Raw genomic sequence first — 16,214 nt, forward strand, 5'->3', positions numbered from 1 at the left:
TTCCCGCCACAAGGGCGGGAATGACGGGAGAATAAGGGAGCTTGAGCCCCTACCCCTCGTGCCCAGGCTTCCGGGGCGTCGCCCAGGGCTCGGAGACGTCAGCCAGGGCGGCTTCCACGCAGTCGACGCTGACCCGCAGGTCGCCGCCGCCGGCGAAGGTCAGCAGGATCACGCCGCCGGGGGCTTCTTCGCCCGGCTCGAAGGCGATCGACAGCAGCTCGACCACCGCCTGCTTGGCGTCGCGGCGCAGGTTGCGGGCCTGGACGCCGGTGACGTCGCCCAGTTGCAGGGCCGAGCGCACGCGCTCGCCGCCCTTCTTCTTGCCGCCGGCTTCCCAGCGGAAGCGGTTGCAGGCGAGCGTCAGGGTGCGGGCGGCCGCGTCCCAGCGGATGTCGCCGATCTTGGCGACGGCGTCCTGCAACGCCGCCGAGATCACCGGCAGGTCTTCAGGCTCGTGGGCCAGCAGGCGGAGGGGCGCGGCGCTCATGCTCAGAGCTCCGGCTCGCCGTCGCCCTTGATGCGGCGCACCTGGGCTCCGCAGGCGCCCAGCTTCTCTTCCAGGCGCTCGAAGCCCCGGTCGAGGTGGTAGATGCGCGACACCACGGTCTCGCCGCGGGCCACCAGGCCGGCGATCACCAGGCTGACGGAGGCGCGCAGGTCGGTGGCCATCACCTCGGCGCCTTCCAGCTGGGCGACGCCGCGCACGCGGGCCTCGCCGCCGTGCACCGAGATGTCGGCGCCCAGGCGCATCAGCTCGGGGGCGTGCATGAAGCGGTTCTCGAAGATGGTCTCACGGATGCGGCTCTCGCCGTTCGCCGTGGTCATCAGGGCCATGAACTGGGCCTGGAGATCGGTGGCGAAGCCCGGGAACGGCGCGGTCTCGAGATCGACGGCGTTGAGGCGCGAGCCGTTGCGCTTGACGATGACGCCGTCCTCGGTGCGCACGACGGTGGCGCCGGCCTCCTCGAGCTTGACCGACAGGCTCTCGATCAGTTCGGGACGGGCCTTGGTCAGGCGCACTTCACCACCGGCCATGGCGGCGGCGACGGCGTAGGTGCCCATCTCGATGCGGTCGGGGATCACCGAGTGGGTCGCGCCGTTCAGGCGGGCGACGCCGGTGATGGTGATGGTGGGGGTGCCCGCGCCCTCGACCTTGGCGCCCATGGCGTTCAGGCATTCCTGCAGGTCGGCCAGTTCCGGCTCGCAGGCGGCGTTGCGGATCACCGTCACGCCGTCGGCCAGCACGGCCGCCAGCATGGCGTGCTCGGTGGCGCCCACCGAGACGATCGGGAAGACGATCTCGGCGCCCTTCAGGCCGCGCGGGGCCTGGGCGTAGACGTAGCCTTCGTGCAGGTCGATCTTGGCGCCCAGGGCCTCCAGCGCCTGGAGGTGCAGATCCACCGGGCGGGCGCCGATGGTGCAGCCGCCGGGCAGGGAAACCTTGGCCTGGCCCGAGCGGGCGACCAGCGGGCCCAGCACGTTGAACGAGGCGCGCATCTGGCGCACTAGGTCATAGGGCGCGAAGCCGCTGGTGATCTCCGGCGCGTGCAGGATGGTCTGCTGGCCGTCGGGACCGTCGTCGCTTTCGGTGACGCTGACGCCGAGGCGCGTCAGCAGCTTGCCGAGGAATCGCGTGTCGGCCAGGCGCGGCATGTTGGTCAGCCGCAGCGGCTGATCCGTGAGCAGGCTGGCGGCCATCAGCTTGATGGCAGAGTTCTTGGCGCCGCTGACGGGAATGGTCCCGTTCAGCTGCGCGCCGCCGGTGATGGCGATGCGATCCAATGAAATTCCCTCGAACGCGCGGAAAAGCCGTCTTCCACGCGGGTCACATGTGAGGTCGCGGTTCTAACGCTTGCAAGGGGGCATGCAAGAGGCCGCGCCGATTCCTATTCCGAAGCCGATTCCGGCTTGGCCGACGCGCTGGCGGGCGCCTTGCGACGGCGGAGGTTGGTTCTCAGGGCCTGGGCCAGACGCGCCTCGCGTTCGGCTTTTTCCTTGTCCTGACTGGGGTTTGGCTTCGATGACTGACTCATGTGTCCACAGGTGAATTGCCCGCGACGTTCAGTCAACGCGATTTGGGCTTTGCAATCCCCGAAATCGTTGGCTATACGCCCCTCCTCGTCGCCGCCGTAGCTCAGTGGTAGAGCGCATCCTTGGTAAGGCTGAGGTCGGCAGTTCAATCCTGCCCGGCGGCACCACGGGGACCCAGACGGAAGTCTGGGTCCCCACCACACCCCTGAAATCGCAAAGCTTTCCCAACGCCAGACGGCGTGATCGTTCGCGCGCGCGAAGTCGCGTCCGGACGGCCGAAACCGTCCGCCGAAGCTGGAAGCGCGTCGTTTAGCCGGCCGGAATCGCCCGCCGGATCGGGAGCGGCCCGCCGGGCCGCCCCTCCCCTTCAGGTCAGAACACGATCTTGCGGAAGCCGATGCGGAACACCCGGCCCAACGGATCGAGATAGTCGGGCTGGTAGGTCAGCGGCAGGGTCCCGTCGCTGCTGGTCACCTTGGTGCGGGCGTCGAACAGGTTGGTGACCTCGGCCGTCACCCGCGTACCCCGCAGCCACGGATATTTCTGCACCCACTCGCGGCGCTGCGAGAGGTCGGCGAACAGCCGCAGGTTCACGGTCGCCAGGTCGCCGAACTTGTAGTCGGGCGTCAGGCCATTGCCCTTCGTGACCGTGCCGGACTCCCACTTGGCGTTGACGAAGCCGCCGACGCCGCGGCGCGAGGCCCCGACCTGCAGCTTGACCTCGTGCTCGGACTCGCCGCCGGAGCCAGAGATGGAATCCCCGTTCAGCAGGTCGAGCACCGACGAGCCGTCGCGGATCGTCACCTCGTCCTTCAGCCGCCAGGTATGGGTCAGCGAGATGTTGATCAGGCCCTGGCCGGGCCGCATCATCACGGCCGGACGCCGCCCGCCGCCGCCCGGAGGGCCGCCAGGACCCCCGCCCGGGGGACCACCGCCCGGACCGCCCATGCCAGGCGGAGGACCGCCGCCCTCGCCCGGAGGCGGACCGCCCCCTTCTCCCGGCGGCGGGCCGCCATCGGGGGGACCGCCGTCCGGCGGACCAAAGCCCTGGCGCGGCGGGAACTGCATCGGCTTGCCGAAGGCGCGCGAGAAGGTGAAGCCCCAGGCGGCCTCTTCCTTCACTTCGCGAGCGACGTTGATCGGCCGGGCGTCGATGCTCAGCAGGGTTCCGTCGGCGGATCGGGTGAAGCGCTCGGGCAGGGCCTCCTCCAGGCCGGCGGTGACGCTGGAGAAGCTGCTGATCCCGTCCAGCACCTCGGTGCGGGTCCAGTTCAGGTTCATCTGCAGGGCGTGCCTGGAGGTCGGGGTCCAGTTGACGCCGAAGTGCAGGATGCGGCTTTCGGGCGCCTCCAGGTCGGCGTTGCCGCCGCTGGTCTGGGTCACCGACACCGTCTGGCCGGTGGCGTAGTCGAACACCGCCACGTTGGGCGTGGTCTGCGTCGGATCGTTCAGCTGCGACAGGGTCGGGGCCGTGGTCTTGGTGGTGTAGTCGCCGGTGAAGACCAGTTTCTCGACCGGCGTCCAGTTGAGGCCGGCGCCAAGCGTGCGCAGGGTCCCGAAGTCCGACACCTGCGCGGCGGCGAGATTGAGGTTGGCCGAGACCGCGCCGAGCCTTTTGCCCGCGCCCTCCCCCGCCGCGAGCAGCGGCAGGTCGAAGCTGGCCTGGACCGAGCCCTGGTCGCGCGACACCTCGCGGCTGGTGGAGACGCCTTCGACCAGGCTTTCGCTGTCGAGGCTTGAGTGATCGCCGCCGACCTTCAGCGACAGGCGCACGGCGCCGGCCGGCAGCCGCAGCAGCGAGCCGTTGGTCACCACCTCGCCCGTCACGCTCTGGGCCACCGAAGCGGCGCGGGTCGGATCCAGCACCGAGAGGTAGGCGTCGAGGTCGCCGGAAAGATCGACCGTCCCGGCGTCGATCGCCGCATCCAGCGCCGTCGTGTCCAGCCCCCGGCCGGTGACCGAATTGGTCTCCACCCGCTGATAGGCCAGGCTGCCGGTCGTGGCCCAGGAGCCGACGAAGCCGTCGACCAGGGCGCCCAGATCGGCGGTCGTGGTCTTGGTGCGCTTCTGCAGCGTGTCGGGCCGGTCGACATAGACGTCGTCGGCGACCTCCGGCAGGCCCAGGCGGCTGACCTGGTCCACCGACTTGAGGCCGCCGCTGAGGGTCAGACCGACCTTGTCGGTCAGGTCGCGCTTGACCACGCCCGACAGCTGGGCCTGGCGCAGGCGCGGCGCGAGCGTGCGGTTGGTGGTGACGCCGCCGCTTTCCGAGCGGTCGATGTCGCGCTCGTCTTCATAGAGAGCCGACTGGTTCTTGAGGTCCAGGCTCAGCGAGGTGCGGGCGCCGCCCTGGATGCGCAGGGCGTTGGTGCGTGAACTGCCGACCGTGCGGCCGCCGCCCTGCGGCCGCTCGGCGTCGACCTGCTCGGACAGCGAGCGGAAGCGTTCGCGCAGGATGATGTTCACCACCCGCTGGTCGGCGCTGTAGCCATAGGCCAGGGCGGTCTGCTCGGGCAGGATCTGGAACTGCTCGATGGCCTCGGTCGGCAGGCCGCGCAGTTCCTGGAATCCGGAAATGCGGCGGCCGTTGATCAGGAACACCGGCGAGCCACCGCGGGCGCTGGTGGTCTGGGCTTCGAGCAGCTCGATCAGCTCGTCGACCGTGGCCGCGCCGAAGGCCTGGATCTGCATCGGGTCGTAGGCGACCAGCGGCGTCTGGCCGCCGCGGGCCTCGCCGCGCTTGGTCGCCTCGACCACCACGCCGGAGACGTCGGTCGGCGTCGGGGCTGGAGCCGCGTCCGGGGCCGTCGACAGGGCGGCTGCGGCCAGAATGACAAACGGTGCGACGGCCATGGTCCCTCTTCGTCCAGGATGAGCGAAGCAGGGCTCCTAAGGCGTAAGTTGTGCAGCACCATCACTGGGCGGAAACAATCACGGCGATGCTTTAGATCGTCGTCCGGATCGTCGCCCGTCCGCCGTGGAGCCCCAGGGCGCGCCTGAAGTTCCGCCTGGCCGGCCGGTCAAGCTTAGCCATTACCGACAAGCATGCGGCAAGCTTCAGCATAAGTAAAATCGCGAAGTAATTAATGACAGTTAACGCACGATAACTTCGTACGTAGACTTCACGACACAGATAACTGGCCACCTTGTGCGCTGTCCTGCCGCATTACGCGAGTCGGGCGAGCCCTATACACATGCATTAAGCATATTGCTTAACCATAGCTATTCGGGGGCGTCGATGACGTTCGATCTCGCCCGCCAGGCCATGAGCTTGGCGGCCATCGCGACCTGCTGCCTGCTCGCCGCCCCGGCCGCCGCCCAGGTTCTGGAAATCGGCGACGAAGGCCAGGTCACGCGTTTCGACGGTCCGGCCGTCTTCAACGGCGAAACGGTCGAGGCGATCAAGGCGGCCGCGCCGCCGCCCGTCGCCGTCGTCGAGACCGTGGCCAGCGACGCCGTGCGGCGCGAGTTGCACGCCGCCGCCGCCGACTACGCCCTGGATCCGAAGCTGGTCGAGGCCGTCGCCTGGCGCGAAAGCCGCTTCCGTCCCGCCGCCCGCTCGCGCAAGGGCGCCATGGGCGTGATGCAGTTGATGCCGGCAACCGCCCGCGACCTCGGCGTCGATCCGTCGGACATGACCCAGAACATCAAGGGCGGCGCGATGTACCTGCGCCAGATGCTCAACCGCTTCGGCGGCGACGTGAAGCTGGCCCTGGCCGCCTACAACGCCGGCCCCGGCGCGGTGCTCAAGCACGGCGGCGTGCCCCCCTACGCCGAAACCCAGGCCTACGTCGCCTCGATCCTCGGCCGCATGGCCGTGATGGGTCCCGCCCTCGCCCTTCCCGCCCTCGGAGCTCCAAACTGATGCGCCCCCAATTCATGCGTAAGTTTTTGAACGCCCGCGCCGCCGCCCTGGCGACCGCTCTCGCCGCCGCCGCCAGCCAGGCCCATGCCCAGGTTTCGCAGGCCGACCCGCAAGGCTCGTCGGCCGTGCTGTCGGGCGTGCTGTGGCTGCAGGGCACGCTGATGGGCAACGTCGCCACCGCCGTGGCGGTGATGGCCGTGGCCGCCGTCGGCTTCATGATGCTGACGGGCCGGATGAACTGGCGCTACGGCGCGACCGTCATCCTGGGCTGCTTCATCCTGTTCGGCGCCACCACCATCGTCAGCGGCATCCGCTCGGCGGCGGGGGCCTAAGCCGGCATGGCCGCTCCCCTCGATCGCGACGTGGTGTTCGGGGCGCTCACCCGGCCCCAGATGTTCGCCGGCGTGACCTACAGCTACTTCGTCGTCAACGGCGTGGTCACGACCGAGCTGTTCCTGATCACCAAGTCGTTCTGGGCGTTGCTCGCGGCCCTGGTGGTCCACGCGATCGGCTACGCGGCCTGCCTGCGCGAACCGCGCATCTTCGACCTGTGGCTGGCCAAGGTCAGCCGCTGCCCCCGCGTTCCCAACTTCCGGGCCTGGCGATGCAACAGCTACCAACCGTGAATCCCAGGCCCAAAGCAGGCAAGGAAGCGTCGGCCGGCAAGCGCCTGCCCTACGCCCGCCACCTGGACGCGCGGACGATCGAGACCCGCGACGGGCTGTTGCTCCAGGTGATCCACCTGGCCGGCCTGCCGTTCGAGACGGCCGACAGCGAGACGCTGAACTACCGCAAGGCGGTGCGCGACGTGATGCTGCGCGGCCTGGCCAGCTCGCGCTTCGCCGTCTACCACCACATCATCCGCCGCGAGGCCAAGGTCGGCACGGAAGGCGAATTCTCCGACGCCTTCAGCACTCGGCTGGACGCCGAATGGAGCGAGCGCCTCGCCGGCCGCAAGCTCTATGTCAACGACCTGTTCCTGACGATCGTGCGCCGCCCGCTGCAAGGCCAGGGCGGACTGATCGACAAGGCCCTGCGCCTGGCCAAGGGCTCGGCGCAAAGCGCCGGCCAGAAGACCCAGGACCGCCGCGAACTCGACGCCGCCCGCGACAGCCTGGTCTCGGCCCTGGCGCCCTACGGCGCGCGGGTGCTGGGCCAGTACGAGGGTTCGAACGGGACCTGCTCGGAGCCGCTGGAATTCCTGTCCTGCCTCTATAACGGCGAGATGCGCCCAGTGCTGGCGCCGAAAGGCGACGCCGGCGAGTACCTGCCCTATCGCCGGGTCAGCTTCGGCCACGAGACGCTGGAACTGTCGCGGGCCGGCGCCCTGGCGCGCGGCTTTTCCTCGATCGTCTCGGTCAAGGACTACCCCGCCCAGACCACGCCCGGCATGCTGGACGACCTGCTGCGCCTGCCCTGCGAGATGGTGGTGACGCAGAGCTTCGGCTTCGTCGACCGCCAGCCGACGCTGGACAAGATGAACCTCGCCTTGCGCCGCATGCGCGCGGCCGACGACGACGGCGTCAGCCTGAAAGCCGACCTGATCCGCGCCAAGGACGACGTGGTCAGCGGCCGGGCGGCCTTCGGCGAGCATCACCTGTCGGTGCTGGTGCGCGGCGAGAGCCTGGAGGGCCTGGACCAGTCCACGGCCGAGGTGCTGTCGGCCTTCACCGAGATGGGCGCGATCGCGGTGCGCGAGGACGTCAATCTGGAGCCGGCCTTCTGGGCCCAGTTCCCGGGCAACTTCAAGGACATCGCCCGCCGGGCGATGATCTCGACCGCCAACTTCGCCGGCTTCGCCAGCGGCCACAACTTCCCGGTCGGCAAGGCCCTGGGCAACCACTGGGGTCCGGCGGTGACGCTGCTGGAGACCACCTCGGCCGGCCCGTACCACTTCAACTTCCACAAGGGCGACCTGGGGAACTTCACGATCATCGGCCCGTCGGGCTCGGGCAAGACCGTGGTGCTGAACTTCCTGCTGGCCCAGGCCCAGAAGTACAAGCCGCGCACCGTCTTCTTCGACAAGGACCGCGGGGCCGAGATCTTCCTGCGCGCCATCGGCGGCCGCTACGAGGTGCTGCGCCCGGGCCAGGCGACGGGCTTCAACCCTCTGGCCCTGGAAGACACGCCGGCCAACCGCCGCTTCGTCGCCGACTGGGTAGCACGCCTCGTCAGCCAGCCCGGCGAGACCCTGACGCCGGACGACCTGGCCCGCATCAAGGACGCGGTCGACGCCAACTACGACCAGGCGCCGAAGCTGCGCCGCCTGCGGTTCTTCGCCGAGCTGTTCAAGGGCTCGCGCCGTCCGGACGCCGCCGACCTGGCCGCGCGGCTGGCGCCCTGGCACGGCGCGGGCGAGCACGCCTGGCTGTTCGACAACGCCCAGGACGGCCTGGACCTGTCGGCCGCCACCCTGGGCTTCGACATGACCCAGCTGCTGGACGACCCGGCCCTGCGCACCCCGGCCATGATGTACCTGTTCCACCGCGTGGAGCAGCGCCTGGACGGCCACCCGACCCTGATCGTCGTCGACGAGGGCTGGAAGGCGCTGGACGACGACGTCTTCGTCGCGCGGATCAAGGACTGGGAAAAGACCCTGCGCAAGCGCAACGGCCTGGTCGGCTTCGCCACCCAGAGCGCGCAAGACGCCCTGGAAAGCCGCATCGCCAGCGCCATCGTCGAGCAGGCCGCCACCCAGATTTTCATGGCCAACCCCAAGGCCCAGGCGAGGGACTACTGCGACGGCTTCGGCCTGACCGAGCACGAGTTCGAGCTCGTCCGCAGCCTGCCCGACACCGCCCGCTGCTTCCTGATCAAGCACGGGACCGACAGCGTCGTGGCCCGCCTGAACCTGGCCGGCTCGCCCGAACTGCTGACGGTGCTGTCGGGCCGCGAGAGCACGGTGCGCCGGCTCGACGCCCTGCGCGAACATCTGGGCGACGCGCCCGAGGCCTGGATGGCCAAGCTGGTGAGGGACGCCGCATGACTCCCGTCGCTTGCCCCGCCGCCGACGCCCCGCTGGTGCAGGGCCTGATCGGCTCGGTCGACTGCCAGGTGCACGGCCTGGCCCAGGCCGGCTACGCCGCCCTGGCCTCGCCCGGCTCGCCGGTCTCGATGCTGCTGACGGTGCTGATGACCGTCTATGTCGGCTTCATGGGTTACCGCCTCGTCCTCGGACGCGGCTCCTTGCGGATCGGCGACGCCACCATCGCCGTGGTCAAGATGGCCCTGGTCGTGGCCCTGGCCACCAACTGGGCGCTGCTGGAGACCCTGGCCTACGACGCCCTGTTCAGGGCGCCGGCCGAGCTGGGCGGCCTGCTGCTGGGCCAGCTCGGCGGCGAGGCCGGACGCGTCGATCCCTATGTGCGCCTGCAATCGGCCTACGAGGTCCTGCAGCAGGCGTCGCAATATTTCGTCGCCCGCGCCGGGACGCACGACTCCGCGCTGCAGGGCGGACCCGGCTTCGCCGCCTTCGCGGCCAATGTCGGCGGCCTCGTCATGCTGCTGACCAGCCTGGGCGCGGTGCTGGCCTGCAAGGTGGTGCTGTCGCTGCTGCTGGCCCTGGCCCCGCTGGTCGCCGGCCTGCTGCTGTTCGAAACCACCCGCGGCCTCGTCGAGGGCTGGCTGAAGGCGATGATCGCCCTGGCCCTGCTGCCGATGATCGCCACCGTCGGCCTGGCGCTGGAACTGGCGATGATGACCCCGTCGCTGAAGGCCCTGGGCGCGATGAAGACCGCCCAGCAGTTCGCCGAGCTCGACATCACCCCGGCCGTGACCGTGCTGATGCTGAGCCTGGTGTTCGCCGTGGTGCTGGTCGCCGGGGCCATCGCGGTCTCGGTCATGGCCGCCGGCCTGCGGCTGCCGCGCGAACAGTCCCGCGACCAGGCCGCGCCTGCGTCGCTCGGCGCCGGCCAGACCGCCGCGCCGCTGGAGCCGCCCTCGCGCGCCGCCCACGTCGCCGCCGCGGCCACCGCCCTGGCCCGACGCGAGGAACAGGCGGCCGCCGCCTCCTCGGCCTCGAGCGCGACCATCGGACCGCGCCGCCTGACGGTGGTGTCCGACCGCTCTGCGCCCGCGACGTCGGCCACGCCCGCTTCGTCGACCGCCGGCGCCGCCGTCCCGCTCGGCGCCAGCTACCGCCGCCCCGCCTCTCCCCGCCTCGCCGCCTCCGGCGCCCGGAGAGACCAGTGACCCCGCTTTCCCGTTCCGGAGTTTCGCCCGTGAAGCGCCCGCTTCTCGCCCTGTCGATCGCCTGCGGCCTCGTCGCGCCCCTGGCCGCGCCGGCCCTGGCCCAGACGGCCGCCCCCACCGCAGGCACGACCGTCGCGCCCGCCGTCGTGCAGCCGCCGGCCGCCAAGCCGGTCGACCCGCGCATCCGCACCCTGACCTATGACGCGGACCAGGTGCACCGCCTGACCGGCTTCATGGGCTTCCAGACCATGCTGGAGTTCGGCCCCGACGAGCGCATCGAGAACGTCTCGATCGGCGACGCCCTGGGCTGGCAGATCACGCCCAACAAACGCGCCACCCTGCTGTTCCTCAAGCCGATCGACAACGCGCCGGCCACCAACATGACCGTGGTCACCGACCGTCGCCGCTATGTGTTCGAGTTGTCGGTGGGGGCGTCCGCCGCCGCCGGCTCCGACGCGGCCTATGTCGTGCGGTTCCGCTATCCGGCCCTCGCCCCCGAGGCGCCGCCCGCCCAGCCGGCCGCGCCGGCGACCCGCAACACCGCCTACCGCATCGAGGGCGCGCAGGCCCTGGCGCCGTCCCAGGTGTTCGACGACGGCCGCGCGACCTATCTCGCCTGGCCCCAGCAGGCCGACCTGCCGGCGATTTTCGTGATCGGCGCCGACGGCGTCGAGGGCCTGGCCAACGCCGTGGTCAAGGACGGCTACCTGGTCGTCGACCAGTTGGCCCCCCGCTTCGTCCTGCGCAGCGCCAAGGCCAGCGCCACCATCGTCAACAGCGGCTGGACCGCGCCGAGCGCGGGGAAGGCCCGATGACCCAGGACATCGATCCGCGCCAGACGCCCGAGGTCCAGGACGACCTCGCCCGGGCCGACGCCAACGCCCGCCCCGTGGTCGGCAGCGGCGGCGGCGTCTCGAACATCGCCATCCTCGCCGGCTTCGGCGTGTTCGGGATCGCGGTCTTCGTCTGGCTGTCGAGCCATCGCGCCGACGCCCACCAGCGCCAGCCCGTCGCCCCGCCGGCGGCGGCCGCTCCCGCCGCCGCGCCCGCCGCGATGCAGGTCGCCCGGGTGGAGGCCCCGCCCGCGGCCGTGCCCGCCCCGCAGTTCACCGTCGACAACAGCGTCCCGGCCGGCGAGCCGACGATGATGCCCAACGAGTTCATCCCCCCGCCACCGCCGCCCGCGATCGTCACGCCGGCCGGCGACGACAACGCGCGCCGCCGCGCGCCGGCCCTGGTGGTCGATCTCGGCGGCGGCCCCGTCGCGGGCCCCGGCCGCCCGGCCGGCGACAAGCCCGAGGCCGGCCCCAGCGTCGAGGGCCTGGACGACTCCGCGCCCGTCAAGGCCTCGGCCATGCAGGACCTGGACGCCATCGTGCCGCAGGGCGCGGTGATCCCGGCGGTCATGGAGACGGCGATCAATTCCGACCTGCCGGGCCTGGCCCGCGCCATGGTCACCCGCGACGTCAAGAGCTTCGACGGCAAGGCCGTCCTGATCCCGCGCGGCAGCCGGGTGATCGGCCAGTACAAGTCGGGCGTGGCCATGGGCGCCTCGCGCGTCTTCGTGATCTGGACCCGGGTGATCCGTCCCGACGGCGTGTCGATCCAGATCGGCTCGCCGGCCGCCGATCCGCTGGGTCGCGGCGGACTGGCCGGCAAGGTCGATCGCCACTTCTTCACCCGCTTCGGCGGCTCGATCCTGACCTCGGTGCTCAGCGCCGGCGTGGCCGCCGTCAGCAACACGCGCGCCAATTCGCAGATCTACATCGGCTCGGTGTCGGAGGCCGCCAACCTGGCCAACAGCGCCAAGACGACCCAGACCTCGCCCACCATCAAGACGCCGCAGGGCGCGCCGGTGACGATCTTCGTCGCCCGTGACCTCGACTTCTCGAGCGTGCGCGGGGCCAGCGCCGGCGTCGCAGGCCGATGACCCACCAGGCGCCCATGGGGGTCTATCTGGAAGCCTACCTCGCGCCGCTGGCGCCGTGGCTGGCCGATCCGGAGGTGACCGACCTCTACGTCAACGGTCCCGGCGAGCTGTGGGTCGAGCGGCTGGGCGGCGCGGTCGCCAAGGTCGCGGCCCCCGAGCTGGACGAGACCAACCTCTGGCGCCTGGCGCGCCAGGTGGCCGCCCTGGTTCACCAAGGCGTCAGCCGCGAGCACCCCCTGCTGTCGGCCGTGCTGCCCGACGGCGCGCGGGTGCAGGTGGTGGCCCCGCCCGCGACGCGCGGCGGGATCGTCATGGCCATCCGCAAGCACGTGGTCTCGGACCTGTCGCTCGACGACTACGCCGCGGCCGGCGCCTTCGACCGCGCCACCGCGCCCCTGACCAGGCCCGACGCGGCCCTGCGCGCCCTGCTCGACGCGGGCGACGTGCGCGGCTTCCTGTCGGCCGCCGTGCGCGCGGGCAAAAACATCGTGGTCAGCGGCGGCACCTCGACCGGCAAGACAACCTTCCTCAACGCCCTGCTGAAGGAAGTGCCGCGCGACCAGCGCCTCGTCCTGATCGAGGACGCGCCGGAGATCCGCCTCGTCCACGCCAACGCCGTCGGCCTGGTGGCCGCCAAGGGCGACCAGGGCCAGGCCCGGGTCGGGACCGAGGACCTGCTGCAAGCCTCGCTGCGCCTGCGGCCGGACCGCATCATCCTGGGCGAGCTGCGCGGCGCGGAGGCCTTCAGCTTCCTGCGCGCCGTCTCCAGCGGCCACCCCGGCTCGATGACCACGGTCCACGCCGACGACCCGCGCGGGGCCATCGAACAGCTGGCGCTGATGGCCCTCCAGGCCGGCGCCAACCTGCGACGCCAGGACGTGATCGACCATGTCGAACGCGTCGTCGACGTCTTCGTCCAGCTCCATCGCCAGGACGGCGTCCGCGCCGTCCGGGAGATCGTCTTCATCGACCGATAGCGGCCGCTTCCACTCAACCTCTTTCCAGTTTCAACGCGCCCGCGCCACGGGCGTGATCGGGGACCTTTGTGCAATGCGTATGAAACTTCTGGCCTCCACGGCGGGGGCAGGCCTCGCCCTCGTGCTCTCGGCCTGCGGCGGCGGCGGTGGAGGCGGCGGCTCGTCGTCGACGCCCCAGAGCAGCGGCGGCACGACGCCGACCACCCCGCCCGCGCCGGTGGTGATCTCGGCGGCCGAGGCCGCGCGCCTGGCCAAGCAGGCCACCTTCGGCCCGACCCCGGCCCTGATCGACCAGATCGTGGCGGCCAAGAGCGCCTCGGCCTGGATCGACCAGCAGTTCGCCCTGAGCGGCAGCACCTACGCCGACATCGCCGCCAAGCCGGTGGCGACCACCTTCTGCTCGGCCCAGGGCCTGACCGGGACCGACCTCAACAACTGCAACCGCGACAACTTCGGCGCCCTGCCGATGTCGATGCGGTTCTATTCCAACGCCGTGGGCAAGGACGACCAGCTGCGCCAGCGCGTGGCCTTCGCCCTGTCGCAGATCGTCGTGGCGTCGGACCTGGAGGTGCACACCACCGCGGGCCTGGCGACCTTCAACCAGATCCTGCTGAGCAACGCGTTCGGCAACTACAAGGACATCCTGCGCGAGGTCACCCTGAACCCGTTCATGGGCAACTTCCTCGACATGGTCGACAGCAACAAGTCGGCCCCCAACGAGAACTACGCCCGCGAGCTGATGCAGCTGTTCTCGGTGGGCACGGTGCTGCTGAACGCCGACGGCACCACCAAGACCGGCGCCGACGGGGCGGTGATCGCCACCTACAGCAACGCCGAGGTCAAGGAAGTGGCCCGGGCCCTGACAGGCTGGACCTACGCCCGCCTCGACGGCGCGGCGATCAGCGACGGCACGAAGCTCGACTACTCCAAGCCGATGATCGTCAACACGGCCCGGTTCGACACCAAGTCCAAGACCTTCCTGGGCGCCACCATCGCGGCCGACGCCACGCCGCAGGCCAATGTCGACACGGTGGTCGACACCGTCTTCAACCACCCCAACACCGCCCCCTTCATCAGCAAGCGGCTGATCCAGCAGCTGGTGCTGGCCAACCCGTCGCCGGCCTATGTGGGCCGGGTGGCCGCGGCCTTCGCAGACAACGGCGCGGGCGTGCGCGGCGACATGAAGGCGGTGATCAAGGCGATCCTGACCGACACCGAGGCGCGCGGCTCGGCCGCCACCCCGGGCAAGGTCAAGGAGCCGGTGCTGTTCCTGACGGGCCTGGCGCGCGGCATGGGCCTGAAGTCGGACGGCTACGCCTTCTATTACCGCGACAACGCCCTGGGCCAGATGCCCTTCCGCGCCACCTCGGTGTTCAACTTCTACCCTTACGACTTCCCCCTGCCGCTGGGCTCGGGCGAGGCCAGCCCGGTCAGCAAGCTGATGACCACCTCGACCATGATCGCCCGCCACAACCTGGCCTGGGACTGGACCATGGCCGGCGAGGCCACGCGCACCGAGTTCAAGGTCCAGTCGACCATCACCGGCTCGACCGCCGTCGAACTGCCGTGGACCGAGTGGGAGGCCCTGGCCGCCGACGAGGCCAGGATGCTCGACCGCATCGACCTCGTGTTCCTGAACGGCACCATGACCTCGGCCCAGCGCGCCGCGCTGTCGTCGGCCATGGCCGCCGTCAAGAACACCGACCCCGCCGTCCAGGCGCGCAAGCGGGCGCAGGTCGCCCTCTACATCGTCGCCTCGTCCCCGCAATTCCAAGTCGACCGCTGAGCCATGACCCTTTCCCGACGTGACTTCGGCCGGCTGCTCGCCGGCGCCTCCGCCACCGCCGCCCTGACCCAGATCGGCATCTCGGCCGCCATCGCCGACACCTCCAGCTATCGCGCGATGGTCGGGGTGTTCCTGTTCGGCGGCAACGACGCCTGGAACATGGTCGTGCCCACCGACGGCCGCTACGCCGCCTACGCCAGTCAGCGCGGCGCGATCGCCCTGAAGCAGGACAGCCTGGTCCCGCTGACCGGCACGGCCTTCGGCCTCAACGCCGCCATGGCTCCGCTGAAGACCGCCTGGGACGAAGGCGCGCTGAGCGTCGTGCTCAACACCGGCACCCTGTTCCAGCCGCTGACCAAGAGCCTCTACCAGACCCGTCCGGACCTGCGGCCGCTGAACCTGATGTCCCACGAGGACCAGCAGAACCAGTGGCAGGGCATGCGCACGCGGGAGAAAAACCTCGACGGCTACATGGGCCGCATCCTCGACCGCGCCGACGCGGCCGAGCTGCCGCCGCTGGTCTCGATCGCCGGCTCGCAGCTGGCCCTGCTGGGCAGCCGCAAGTCGCCGCTGATCCTGCCGTCGAGCGGCGGCATCACCCGCACCGGCTACAACGCCGCCAGCACCGACGCGGCCGTCGTGGCCCGTCAGGCGGCGCTGAACACCTTCTCGGACGCCTCGGCGTTCGGCGCGGTGACCGACCTGACCGGCCGGGGCATGTCGTCGGCCTACGCCCAGGCGGCGACGGCCAACACGATCATCAGCTCGACCACCTCGGTGGTGGACCAGTACTTCAAGAACCCGACCACCGGCGCGGCCCTGACCAGCGAGATCTCCCGCCAGCTGCTGCGGGCGGCGCGGATGATCGAGGCCCGCAACACCCTGGGCCACGCCAAGCAGACCTTCTTCGTCAGCCAGGGCGGCTACGATACCCACACCAACGAGGTCGCCGTTCACGCCTCGCTGTACGCCGATCTCGCCATGGCCCTGGCCGGCTTCTACAACGCCATGAAGGCGCTGGGCCTGGCCAACAACGTCACCGCCTTCACGATGTCGGACTTCGGGCGGGTGTTCAAAGCCAACGCCAGCGCCGGCACCGACCACGCCTGGGGCTCCAACCACCTGGTGCTCGGCGCGGGCCTGGCCTCGCGCAAGGTGCACGGCGCCTATCCGGACACCGCCTTCGGCGGGCCCGACGACGCCTATAACGACGGCCGCTGGATCCCGACCATCGCGGTCGAGGAATATGTCGGGGCCATCGCCCAGTGGTACGGCGTGTCGGCGACCGACCTGCCCTATGTCTTCCCCAACTGGGCGACCTGGAACGGCGGCGGGCGCGGTCCCGTGCCCCTGTTCGGCTAGAGCTCGGCCAGAGCCGGAAACGACGACGCCCCGGGGCCTTTCGGCTCCGGGGCGTTTCTCTTTCAGTTCTGA

General features: G+C 70.6%; 13 protein-coding genes and 1 tRNA gene. 11 read left to right on the plus strand and 3 right to left on the minus strand.

Translation table 11 applies throughout. From position 1 onward, the window contains the following. Positions 1–49 precede the first annotated feature (49 nt). Both AC1RRS_RS00280 and murA read right to left on the minus strand, forming a co-directional pair. A complete protein-coding gene (locus AC1RRS_RS00280) occupies positions 50–487 on the minus strand; it encodes a DUF2948 family protein (RefSeq protein ID WP_492853461.1) in 438 nt (145 codons plus the stop codon). Between the two features lie 2 nt (positions 488–489). Beyond that, complete coding sequence (gene murA / locus AC1RRS_RS00285; RefSeq protein ID WP_487292323.1) at positions 490–1,782, minus strand: UDP-N-acetylglucosamine 1-carboxyvinyltransferase; 1,293 nt, start codon at positions 1,780–1,782, stop codon at positions 490–492. A 341-nt stretch (positions 1,783–2,123) separates the two neighbouring features. Between murA and AC1RRS_RS00290 the strand changes: the two genes are divergently transcribed. Then, positions 2,124–2,198 (plus strand) — tRNA-Thr (locus tag AC1RRS_RS00290). A gap of 205 nt (positions 2,199–2,403) precedes the next feature. Here AC1RRS_RS00290 and AC1RRS_RS00295 read toward each other — a convergent pair. Then, a complete protein-coding gene (locus AC1RRS_RS00295) occupies positions 2,404–4,884 on the minus strand; it encodes a TonB-dependent receptor (RefSeq protein WP_492853462.1) in 2,481 nt (826 codons plus the stop codon). A 385-nt stretch (positions 4,885–5,269) separates the two neighbouring features. On the opposite strand from AC1RRS_RS00295, the gene AC1RRS_RS00300 reads away from it, so the two are divergent. From AC1RRS_RS00300 to AC1RRS_RS00345, 10 genes are all read left to right on the plus strand, one after another. Next, positions 5,270–5,896, plus strand: coding sequence for a lytic transglycosylase domain-containing protein (locus tag AC1RRS_RS00300; RefSeq protein ID WP_492853463.1), 627 nt, complete (start codon positions 5,270–5,272; stop codon positions 5,894–5,896). A gap of 14 nt (positions 5,897–5,910) precedes the next feature. Continuing rightward, positions 5,911–6,228 carry a TrbC/VirB2 family protein gene (locus tag AC1RRS_RS00305; protein WP_492853464.1) on the plus strand — a complete coding sequence of 106 codons (318 nt, stop codon included), beginning with the start codon at positions 5,911–5,913 and terminating at the stop codon, positions 6,226–6,228. A 6-nt stretch (positions 6,229–6,234) separates the two neighbouring features. Further along, complete coding sequence (locus AC1RRS_RS00310; protein ID WP_110121867.1) at positions 6,235–6,522, plus strand: VirB3 family type IV secretion system protein; 288 nt, start codon at positions 6,235–6,237, stop codon at positions 6,520–6,522. Beyond that, positions 6,501–8,882 (plus strand): VirB4 family type IV secretion/conjugal transfer ATPase, encoded by a 2,382-nt coding sequence (locus AC1RRS_RS00315; RefSeq protein ID WP_492853466.1) that lies wholly within the window; start codon positions 6,501–6,503, stop codon positions 8,880–8,882. The genes AC1RRS_RS00310 and AC1RRS_RS00315 overlap by 22 nt, the downstream gene beginning before the upstream one ends. After that, positions 8,879–10,087, plus strand: a complete 1,209-nt coding sequence (locus tag AC1RRS_RS00320) for a TrbL/VirB6 family protein (protein ID WP_492853467.1) — start codon at positions 8,879–8,881, stop codon at positions 10,085–10,087. Before AC1RRS_RS00315 ends, AC1RRS_RS00320 begins: the two co-directional genes overlap by 4 nt. A gap of 29 nt (positions 10,088–10,116) precedes the next feature. Next, the gene (locus AC1RRS_RS00325; RefSeq protein ID WP_492853468.1) at positions 10,117–10,902 is read left to right on the plus strand and encodes a TrbG/VirB9 family P-type conjugative transfer protein; all 786 of its coding nucleotides are present in this window, start codon (positions 10,117–10,119) and stop codon (positions 10,900–10,902) included. After that, a complete protein-coding gene (locus AC1RRS_RS00330) occupies positions 10,899–12,017 on the plus strand; it encodes a TrbI/VirB10 family protein (RefSeq protein WP_492853469.1) in 1,119 nt (372 codons plus the stop codon). The genes AC1RRS_RS00325 and AC1RRS_RS00330 overlap by 4 nt, the downstream gene beginning before the upstream one ends. After that, complete coding sequence (gene virB11, locus AC1RRS_RS00335; protein WP_492853470.1) at positions 12,014–12,994, plus strand: P-type DNA transfer ATPase VirB11; 981 nt, start codon at positions 12,014–12,016, stop codon at positions 12,992–12,994. Before AC1RRS_RS00330 ends, virB11 begins: the two co-directional genes overlap by 4 nt. 73 nt (positions 12,995–13,067) lie before the next feature. Then, positions 13,068–14,780, plus strand: a complete 1,713-nt coding sequence (locus AC1RRS_RS00340) for a DUF1800 domain-containing protein (RefSeq protein WP_492853471.1) — start codon at positions 13,068–13,070, stop codon at positions 14,778–14,780. A 3-nt stretch (positions 14,781–14,783) separates the two neighbouring features. Further along, positions 14,784–16,142 carry a DUF1501 domain-containing protein gene (locus AC1RRS_RS00345; protein WP_492853472.1) on the plus strand — a complete coding sequence of 453 codons (1,359 nt, stop codon included), beginning with the start codon at positions 14,784–14,786 and terminating at the stop codon, positions 16,140–16,142. Positions 16,143–16,214 lie beyond the last annotated feature (72 nt).

This window comes from Caulobacter sp. GW821-FHT12A07 (assembly GCF_058807655.1).

Bases quoted from the DNA above. Each gene is read 5' to 3' on its own strand.
- AC1RRS_RS00280 (WP_492853461.1), bottom strand. From the start codon at position 487: ATGAGCGCCGCGCCCCTCCGCCTGCTGGCCCACGAGCCTGAAGACCTG.
- AC1RRS_RS00295 (WP_492853462.1), bottom strand. From the start codon at position 4,884: ATGGCCGTCGCACCGTTTGTCATTCTGGCCGCAGCCGCCCTGTCGACG.
- AC1RRS_RS00300 (WP_492853463.1), top strand. From the start codon at position 5,270: ATGACGTTCGATCTCGCCCGCCAGGCCATGAGCTTGGCGGCCATCGCG.
- AC1RRS_RS00305 (WP_492853464.1), top strand. From the start codon at position 5,911: ATGCGTAAGTTTTTGAACGCCCGCGCCGCCGCCCTGGCGACCGCTCTC.
- AC1RRS_RS00310 (WP_110121867.1), top strand. From the start codon at position 6,235: ATGGCCGCTCCCCTCGATCGCGACGTGGTGTTCGGGGCGCTCACCCGG.
- AC1RRS_RS00315 (WP_492853466.1), top strand. From the start codon at position 6,501: ATGCAACAGCTACCAACCGTGAATCCCAGGCCCAAAGCAGGCAAGGAA.
- AC1RRS_RS00320 (WP_492853467.1), top strand. From the start codon at position 8,879: ATGACTCCCGTCGCTTGCCCCGCCGCCGACGCCCCGCTGGTGCAGGGC.
- AC1RRS_RS00330 (WP_492853469.1), top strand. From the start codon at position 10,899: ATGACCCAGGACATCGATCCGCGCCAGACGCCCGAGGTCCAGGACGAC.
- virB11 (WP_492853470.1), top strand. From the start codon at position 12,014: ATGACCCACCAGGCGCCCATGGGGGTCTATCTGGAAGCCTACCTCGCG.
- AC1RRS_RS00340 (WP_492853471.1), top strand. From the start codon at position 13,068: ATGCGTATGAAACTTCTGGCCTCCACGGCGGGGGCAGGCCTCGCCCTC.
- AC1RRS_RS00345 (WP_492853472.1), top strand. From the start codon at position 14,784: ATGACCCTTTCCCGACGTGACTTCGGCCGGCTGCTCGCCGGCGCCTCC.